The sequence below is a fragment of the Gammaproteobacteria bacterium genome (assembly GCA_003696665.1).
Lineage (GTDB): Bacteria > Pseudomonadota > Gammaproteobacteria > Enterobacterales.
In genome coordinates, this window is record RFGJ01000025.1 from 1 (window position 1) to 8,130 (window position 8,130).

The 8,130-nt window shown below is 52.7% G+C and carries 8 protein-coding genes; 4 read left to right on the forward strand and 4 right to left on the reverse strand.

What is annotated here, in order from left to right:
• On the forward strand, nt 1-93 hold a 93-nt coding region (locus D6694_00665), incomplete at its 5' end, for a carboxylesterase (protein RMH48296.1).
• Here D6694_00665 and D6694_00670 read toward each other — a convergent pair.
• Complete coding sequence (locus tag D6694_00670) at nt 90-2,852, reverse strand: hypothetical protein (GenBank protein RMH48297.1); 2,763 nt, start codon at nt 2,850-2,852, stop codon at nt 90-92. The genes D6694_00665 and D6694_00670 overlap by 4 nt on opposite strands.
• A gap of 82 nt (nt 2,853-2,934) precedes the next feature.
• On the opposite strand from D6694_00670, the gene D6694_00675 reads away from it, so the two are divergent.
• Nucleotides 2,935-3,999, forward strand: a complete 1,065-nt coding sequence (locus D6694_00675; protein ID RMH48298.1) for a sensor histidine kinase — start codon at nt 2,935-2,937, stop codon at nt 3,997-3,999.
• A gap of 8 nt (nt 4,000-4,007) precedes the next feature.
• Nucleotides 4,008-4,730: a DNA-binding response regulator gene (locus D6694_00680; protein ID RMH48303.1), complete on the forward strand. Its 723-nt coding sequence runs from the start codon at nt 4,008-4,010 to the stop codon at nt 4,728-4,730.
• On the opposite strand, the gene D6694_00685 is transcribed toward D6694_00680, so the two are convergent.
• Both D6694_00685 and D6694_00690 read right to left on the reverse strand, forming a co-directional pair.
• A complete protein-coding gene (locus D6694_00685) occupies nt 4,727-6,274 on the reverse strand; it encodes an ATP-dependent protease (protein ID RMH48299.1) in 1,548 nt (515 codons plus the stop codon). The genes D6694_00680 and D6694_00685 overlap by 4 nt on opposite strands.
• Before the next feature lie 44 nt (nt 6,275-6,318).
• A complete protein-coding gene (locus D6694_00690; protein ID RMH48300.1) occupies nt 6,319-6,588 on the reverse strand; it encodes an accessory factor UbiK family protein in 270 nt (89 codons plus the stop codon).
• A 156-nt stretch (nt 6,589-6,744) separates the two neighbouring features.
• Here D6694_00690 and D6694_00695 point away from each other — a divergent pair, with 156 nt between their 5' ends.
• Complete coding sequence (locus D6694_00695; GenBank protein RMH48301.1) at nt 6,745-7,650, forward strand: acyltransferase; 906 nt, start codon at nt 6,745-6,747, stop codon at nt 7,648-7,650.
• Here the strand turns inward: D6694_00695 and D6694_00700 are convergent.
• On the reverse strand, nt 7,610-8,011 hold the full coding sequence (locus tag D6694_00700; protein ID RMH48302.1) for a DUF523 domain-containing protein: 402 nt from the start codon (nt 8,009-8,011) through the stop codon (nt 7,610-7,612). The two genes, D6694_00695 and D6694_00700, sit on opposite strands and share 41 nt — an antisense overlap.
• Nucleotides 8,012-8,130 lie beyond the last annotated feature (119 nt).

Genomic DNA, 8,130 nt, shown 5'->3' on the forward strand with positions numbered 1-8,130 from the left:
CATGATTACCCCATGCCGCACGCAGTTTGCCCTGAAGAAATCGCCGATCTTCGCCAATGGTGGCACCAACAACTTGATGTGTTGACTGATTAGGCAAAGAGTCCGGCGTTCAAGCGTTGCTCAAGTTGATGTTTCAATTGAAGCAGCGCCGCACTGTTGATCGAGCGATCGCCGACGAGGCGGCAGTAACGAACCAGCGGCGGTGCGCGATGATCTGGTGCGGAATCAAGCTCGTGAAGGGCTGACCATTTGAAAGGACGGCTATCGGTGAAGTTGAATTGCTGTTCACCACACTGGAGGGTCGAGAGCTTTGCCGCGCCATTGTCGACGTGCAGCATCACATCGATGGGTGTATAGGAGGCTCTTTGATGGGCGGGTGAGATTTCTTGTCGACGCCAGCCGGAATCATCATATTCAACTTTGAACCAGCGAATGGTGGGGGTCGGTGTTGTCTGCTGCGCGAGATACGTCAGCCAAGCCTGCAAGGCGGCGAGGTGTGCCACATAGGTGTGGTTGGCACACGGGTAGCGGGCGATGCCTCCTAATTCGTCGACAAACCAGATGACTGTGTGGCTTTTGGTATGTTGGATATGACATTCCCATGTGGCTCGTGCCCCTGCCGTGCAAAGTACCGCAAGCGGCTCGTTTTGCAGGGTGTGCGGCGCGACAATCAACGGCTGGAAGATGGCGGGTGTGTGACGCTCGGCGAGGTTTGCCAACAAACCATCGACATCGTCGGCAGCCGAGATTTCGCCGGTCTGGCCATCCAGTAGCAGAAACTGAGTACCTAACTTGACCAGAAGGCGTCCGTTTTCAGAGAGACATTGCTTCCAGAGGTGGTTGATTTGTTTGAGATAGGTTTTAAGCATTTCGCTATATGGGCCGGGGCTAGACAGCCAAATTTGTTCGGGTTCGATGTCTTTTTGGTGCCAATCCTTGACCGTCATGAAATGGCCAGTCAAGGCAGCGGTGCCGGAAAAACGGCGATGATGAATTTGTCCCCAGCTGTCGCCTGTAATCAAGTCCAGGCTGCATAGAAAATTTTCTTGTGACTTGCCAAAGGACAGGGGATTCATGTTGGCGACTATCCAGAGCTGCCTTTTTCTGTTTTCAGGTGCTAGCGGCGGTGCATTGACAATCCATACGGCCTTTTGTACGCGGGACGGTTTTTTAAATTGCGCCAGTGGTGGGGGTGTTTGCTCGAACGGCCAGCGTTGCGTCATACGTCGGACAAGCGCCCGCGCACGAGCCACCAGCACATTGTCGGGTTGATTTAGCCAGCGCCAATTGGTTTCTCGTTGCACGACTTGATTGGCGATGCCCCACGCCATCAGCCGGCAAAAGCTTGGTTGGCGTGACAATGGTTTGGCACCTGTCGGTATTTGATCCAGAAGACCAGAATACAAATGCCAATGGTCATTTCCTTGAACGACAGTCACTTCTGTCTCGGCATAATGGCGAAGAAAGCCCAAGTGTAATTGTTCGATTTTGTCGGGCGCGTGCTCGAACAGGGCGGTAAGGCGCCGTCCGATGGCGTTAAGATCTGCTTCACTGATCGCCGGTCGAATGCGACTGGCGCGGTAGTATTGTTTCAATCGGTGGTAACACTCGAATAGATGGCGCATTAATTGCGACCGCTCGTTGCGGAGGGCATAAAAGTCTGGTCGTGTCATGAGCCGATCATGCTGGCGGATACGATATTCATCCCATCCCCACTGACGGCATAAATCAGCGAGCAAATGTGCGCGCCAAAGTTTTGAGCGGCCTTGCCGTGTCGCCAAGCGAGTGTTGGTTTTCATATAAAGACAATGTCTGACCCACTCCAACGCTTCGGGCCTATTCTCAGCAAGTAGCGTGCGCTCGACATGGCGATACATGGCTGCATAAGGATCGAGAAGCCTGGGATCGAGGTGATTCAGATAAATTTCGCGCTTAAGCTCAGTAGCGACAGGCATAAAGCTCGGTGCCTGAGCAAAATAGGCTTCCATGAGCATCATCTTTAAATTTGACTTGTAAGGCGACTCAACGGATTTGTGTAAGTGCCATAGCGCAGCCCCAAGAAATTCCTCTTTGGGTAATAGGCTAATGTCGCCGATATCCAACCACGTTCGAGTGTCCAGAAACCTTTGTTGTATCAGCCGGTTGACGTAAGGTTGGTAGTTGTGTTCTTCATTCGGGGGAACGAGCCACCAGATTGGGTAGGCGCCAGCGATCCAAGCGTGGGTCCGATAGAATTCCTCAAGTAGTAACCGTCGTTGACTGGTGCCGCAGTGTTCCTGATCGATAGGCGCGGTGTCTGTTTGCTGAAAATAGTCGGGGGGCATGATATACAGATGCAAATCAACACCCAGCGATTCCGCCCAAAGTTCTATGGCGGCCGCTTTTTGTTGTAATGCGTTCACCGCCTCCGTAGACAAATCAGGGCGATGAAATACCCAAATATCCAGATCACTATTCGGTTCTTCGCCGAGCGTGCCCGCCGACCCCATCAGGTAGAGTGCGAGAATGTCACTTTGGTGGCTGGCACGTCGCTGATATTGATAACTGCGACTCAGACGTTTGGCCGCGGCGATCTGGAATTTATTCGGGTTGAAATCGATGATGCCAGAAGGCGCATGTTTGCCGATGTAGCCAGGGAGCCGAGGATGATTCTCGTGCAATAATATCGCGAGCGCATCAAGGAGAAGCCTACGTCCAGAGGTGCTTTCATCTCTTAAGCGTTGCCAGCGATACTGGCTGAGCAAGACAAAACGACGACGCACCTCATCCAGCACCTTTTTATCGATTTGGTTGGGCGGATGCTGGATAAGACGCGTGCTAGACTTGTTCATAACGTTAGGGGTGCGCGACATTGATACAAGTGTAGTCAAAAGTTGCGCGCCTTGTGCCAACTCGGGACACAGAATGTTCCTAAAAATTAGAAGGTGAGACAGTGTGGAATTGAATCACAGGGAAAGCGGCATTTTGCCTGACCTTTGTACGCCAAGAAGCCTACTCTTGGTGGTGGTAACAGCACAGTTGCTCGCGATTGTGCTGACATTGGCAGCTTACCCCCTCCCCACTTGGTCTGACTTAGGACTTGTTTCCCTCTATGTGTTATGGACAGCATTGCTGAGCACGGGAGCGCTGTGCGTCCTGCGTCGACAGTCTGCCAACTGGCCTGTTTGGGGGGTGGCCCTGGTGGCATGGTTATCGATTGTCGTGGCGACACTGCTGGTTTCACTCGCTGGCTATTGGTTGATAGAACTAGGGCGACATGGGGATTGGCCTAGATGGCCACGATTGGAACAGTGGCAACAATTAGGTCGTCACCTTGTGATTTCTGCGATTATTGGCGCTGTTTTTTTGCGTTATTTCTATCTGCAGTACAGCTACCGTGAACGACTGGCAGCGGAGGCAAAAGCCCGCATTGAGGCTTTGCATGCACGGATTCGTCCGCATTTTCTGTTTAATACGCTCAACACGATTGCCGAGCTGCTGTATCAGGATACGGTATTGGCGGAAAAGGCCTTACATGCCTTAGCCAGAATGTTCCGGGCATCCCTGACCAATCCCGACGCCCTGGTTCCGTGGACACAGGAATTAGAGCTGAGCGAGCATTACTTGATGTTAGAAAAGTGGCGTCTGGGTGACCGGCTTGAAGTAGATTGGCGGCTTAAACAACCTAAAAAACTGAGTCAAGTGATGGTGCCTGCGTTGGTTTTGCAGCCATTATTAGAAAATGCGATTGTGCACGGCATTGCCTGTCGTGCACAAGGCGGGTCAATTGTTGTTGACGTGGAAATCAAGCGCGACAAACTCATCATACAAGTTTGCAATCCGATGCCGACGTCTGCGGGGGAAAGCTCGGGGCACGGTATGGCCCTGGCGAATATTCGCGAGCGCTTACGTTGGCTGTATGGACTGGAAGCTGGTGTTGCCGTTGGGCAAGAGGACGATAGGTTTTGTGTTCGCGTGACATTACCTGCTGTTCGCGTCACTGCGGAGGCGAAGGCATGAGACTTAAACTGGATGTTGTGATTGTTGATGATGAGCCGTTAGCACGCCAGCGGCTTGAACGGCTCCTCGCTGATGAAGCGGCATATCAGGTTGTGGGGAGCGCAGCGAATGCGAGCGATGCCATCGCGCTTTGTACGCAGCGGCAACCTGACATCGTGTTACTGGATGTGCAGATGCCGGATGGCAGTGGTGTCGATGTTGCGCGTCGTCTGGCAGCACTTGACCCCCAGCCAGCGATTGTCTTTGTCACCGCCTTTGATGAACATGCCTTGTCGGCATTTGATGCGGGTGGACAGGCCTATTTGTTAAAGCCCGTCGAGAAGGAAAAGCTGCTAGAGACCCTTGAGCGCGTCTGCCGCCCGACGCGCGCCCAGCTGCCCAAGGCACCTGCGGTACGAACGCATATTTCGGTCACATGGCGTGGTGAGCTTCACTGCATTCCGGTTGAGGACATTTACTATTTTCGCGCTGAACAGAAATATGTCCTTATCCGGCATTCCCAAGGAGAGATTCTGACCGAAGAACCACTCAAATCTTTGGAAGAGGAATTTGCCGAGCGCTTTGTGCGGATTCATCGAAATGCGTTGGTGGCTGTTCGTGAAATCGGGGCACTGAGAAAGAACGACGTTGGGGCTTCAGAAGTGTATCTGCCGGCCATTGACGAATCTCTCACAGTGAGTCGTCGGCATTTGCCGGAAGTGAGAAAGCGTTTACGTGCCGGAAAATTTTAGCCTGCAACGAGCCCAATCATTTCTTGCAGGCGCGTTTGCAGCCTGTCAAATTGTCGATATTGCAGGGCTTCAGAGAGGTGCTCTGTGGTGATGTGGGGTTTGTCTTCTAAATCGGCAATCGTTCTGGCCACGCGCACAATCCGATAAAAGGCGCGTGTCGAAAGTTTAAGTTTTGTCATCGCATTTTCAAGGAACAAACCGCATGTTTCCGAGAGCTGGACGTGCCGTTTGAATTCGTTGCCAGCTAGCGCAGCATTTAGGCAGCCTTGCCGGGCGAATTGGCGGTTCCGGGCTTGAATCACCTGTTCACGGACTTCACTTGAAGATGGGCCACTGGCGTTTTGAGCGCGTGTGAGTGTGCCGCGCGGCAGTGGCGGAATTTCAACGTGCAGATCGATACGATCAAGCAAAGGCCCTGACAATTTGCCAAGATAGCGTCGCACTTGTCCTGGCTGGCAGCGGCATGGCTTGACCTGTGTGCCAAAGTAGCCACATGGGCAGGGGTTCATCGCCGCGACCAGCTGGAAGTTGGCTGGAAACGTTTCTTGTTGAGCGGCGCGTGAAATCACAACGTGTCCGGATTCGAGCGGCTCACGCAATACCTCAAGGACGCGGCGGTCAAATTCTGGAAGCTCGTCCAGAAACAAAATACCGCGGTGTGCCAAGGAAATTTCCCCGGGGCGAGGTCGTGAGCCACCGCCGACCAGCGCGACCGCTGATGCTGTGTGATGGGGCGCGCGAAAAGGGCGCTCGCCGAAACGATACCCTGATGAGAGACCAGCGATGGATGCGACCGTTGCTGCTTCCAGAGCCTCGTCCATGTTCATGGGTGGCAAAATTGAGGGTAGACGGGCGGCAAGCATGGTTTTTCCGGTGCCGGGAGGCCCCACGAACAGCAGGTGATGACCGCCTGCGGCAGCGATGGTCAGTGCACGCTTGCCAAGCCCTTGCCCTATCACCTCTTTGAGGTCAAGCGTCGAGGTGGTTGTGGACAGTAACGTCGTTTGTGTTGAGTTGGTCTGGAAACTGTGAGGGTGTGATTTTAGATGCGCCGTGATGGCCAGAAGATGATCGCTTGCGATATATTTGAGATTGGGCACATACGAAACTTCGTCTTCGTTGTCTTTGGGCAGCACCAAAACTTTACCGGCATGGGCAGCCGCAATGGCATGCGGCAGGATGCCTGCAACGCCACGAATCTCGCCACTCAGCGCCAGTTCACCGACAAATTCAAAGTCGTCAAGTGCAAGTTGACCGAGCTGGCCGGAGGCATGCAACAAGCCTACGGCAATCGGCAAATCGAATCGCCCCCCTTCTTTGGGCAGATCGGCAGGTGCAAGATTGACAGTGATCCGACGCTGGGGAAAATCGAATCGGCAGTTTTGTAGCGCCGAACGGACTCTGTCTTTGGCCTCTTTGACGGTGGTTTCTGGCAAACCGACCATATTGAAACTTGGCAGTCCGCCAGCTAAGTGGGTTTCAACATGAACTTGGGGCGCTCGAATACCACAAACGGCCCGACTGAGTATCACAGACAATGTCATATGCGCCTCCTTGCGTCGTCTGAGCGGATTGAATGGCGTTATGGCTATTCTGAGTTTAACTGTGCTTCCAAGTCTTTCAAACGTTGCTCCAGCGCCATCACTCTTTCCCGTGTTTTTTGTAGCACTCGAACCTGGGCCTCAAATTCTTCCCGGGGCACCCAATCAAAGTCAGACAGTATCGAAACTATAAGTGTGCGCAGATGTTGGCGTCCTTGCTCGTGCATCGCTCGAACTGAAGGAGGCAAGGCCGCTTCAATCCGCTTGGCAAGTGTTTCGAGTGTCTCCGCATCTATCATGGCGTGGGGGCTCTGCATTGGTCAATGTGTCTTTATTTTATCGGCTGTGTGCTGTAAAACCTAGCGACAATTTCTGAGTGCATGTGCGGATATTTCGTACAGACGCGGTTACCACTGGCGTCTCGATGAGCGGATAATTAAAATGCGTGCATCGATGGACAATGATTTCGGGGCATGATGCAAACTCATGGGCGCGCCGCGGTGGCTTTGATGATGATGACCATCAACACCTTGGTGATGGCATTGCCGATACTCTTGTTAGGGCTGGTCAAGGCGATCTTGCCGGAAAAGTGGCGCAAATATTTGCGCCCGATTTTAATGCAGACGGCGCAAGGGTGGGTGGCGACAAACAACCTGATTTTGACCACGATCAGTCGACCACAGTTGTGCATCGAAGGGGAGCTACCGGATGCGCCACGACGGTCCTGTCTGGTCGTAGCGAACCATCAAAGTTGGGCCGATATTTTGTTGTTGCAATATTTACTGCATCGGCGCACGCCCTTTCTGACTTTTTTCTTGAAGCGCCAATTGATTTGGGTGCCAGTGCTCGGTTTGGCATGGTGGGCGTTGGACTTTCCGTTTATGCGGCGCTACAGCCGAGCCTATCTCAAAAAATATCCGCATAAGGCAGGTAAAGATCTGGCGTTGACGAGGCGGGCATGTGAAAAATTCCGAAACATTCCTGTCGCCATCATGGTTTTTCCGGAAGGCACTCGATTTTCGAAAGAAAAGCACCAAAATACCCAGTCACCCTACAAGCATTTACTGCGCCCGAAAGCGGGTGGTGTCGGTTATGTGCTTACATTGCTAGGTCAACAAATTCAGCATGTTGTAGATATCAGTTTTGCCTATCCGTCTCGGCAGACGATCAGCTTTTGGAATTTCTTGGGGGGTGGCTTATCACCTGTCAAAATCCGCAGCAAAGTGCATCGTATTGAACCGGATATCCGCTGCAATTATGTGGAGGATCCAGTCTGCCGAAGCCGCGTACAAACATGGATCAATGGCATTTGGCACGAAAAAGATGAATGGCTTGATGTCACTTTTGGCACAAGTGTTTCCAATACTCATAAGCCTTGAGAATTTCGTGTTCTGTAGAAACCTGGATGCCTGCGCTGAGCAGGGCCTCGGTGGTGACGGCGTGGCTTGAGGCAAAAACTCCGCTGTAAACAACATCAAACCCACGTGAAGGGCTCTTGGCTTTTACGATGGTCACATGGCATCCATGTTTTTGGGAAATGATCCAAGCTGGCGTGGCGCCCGCCAGAAAAACGTGCCAGACATCCTGGCCCGTTTCGGTCAGTACGCGGTAGCCTCTCGGTTCGGCCCGCGGAAGTAGAATGTCTGGTCCGTTTAACACGTCCTGGCAGACTGGCAGCAGGTCATTGAATTTTTGCCATGACGTCAGGACGTTATGCTCGATGTGAGGAGGGGCCGTCAAATCAGACTGGTGTTCCCGTCAGGCAAGCGTTGATAAGAAAAGCGGTAACATTATCGGACAGGCGATCAATTGAGTTCGAGTCATCATCAATCGCCTATACTGTATTGTATCCTTAGAGG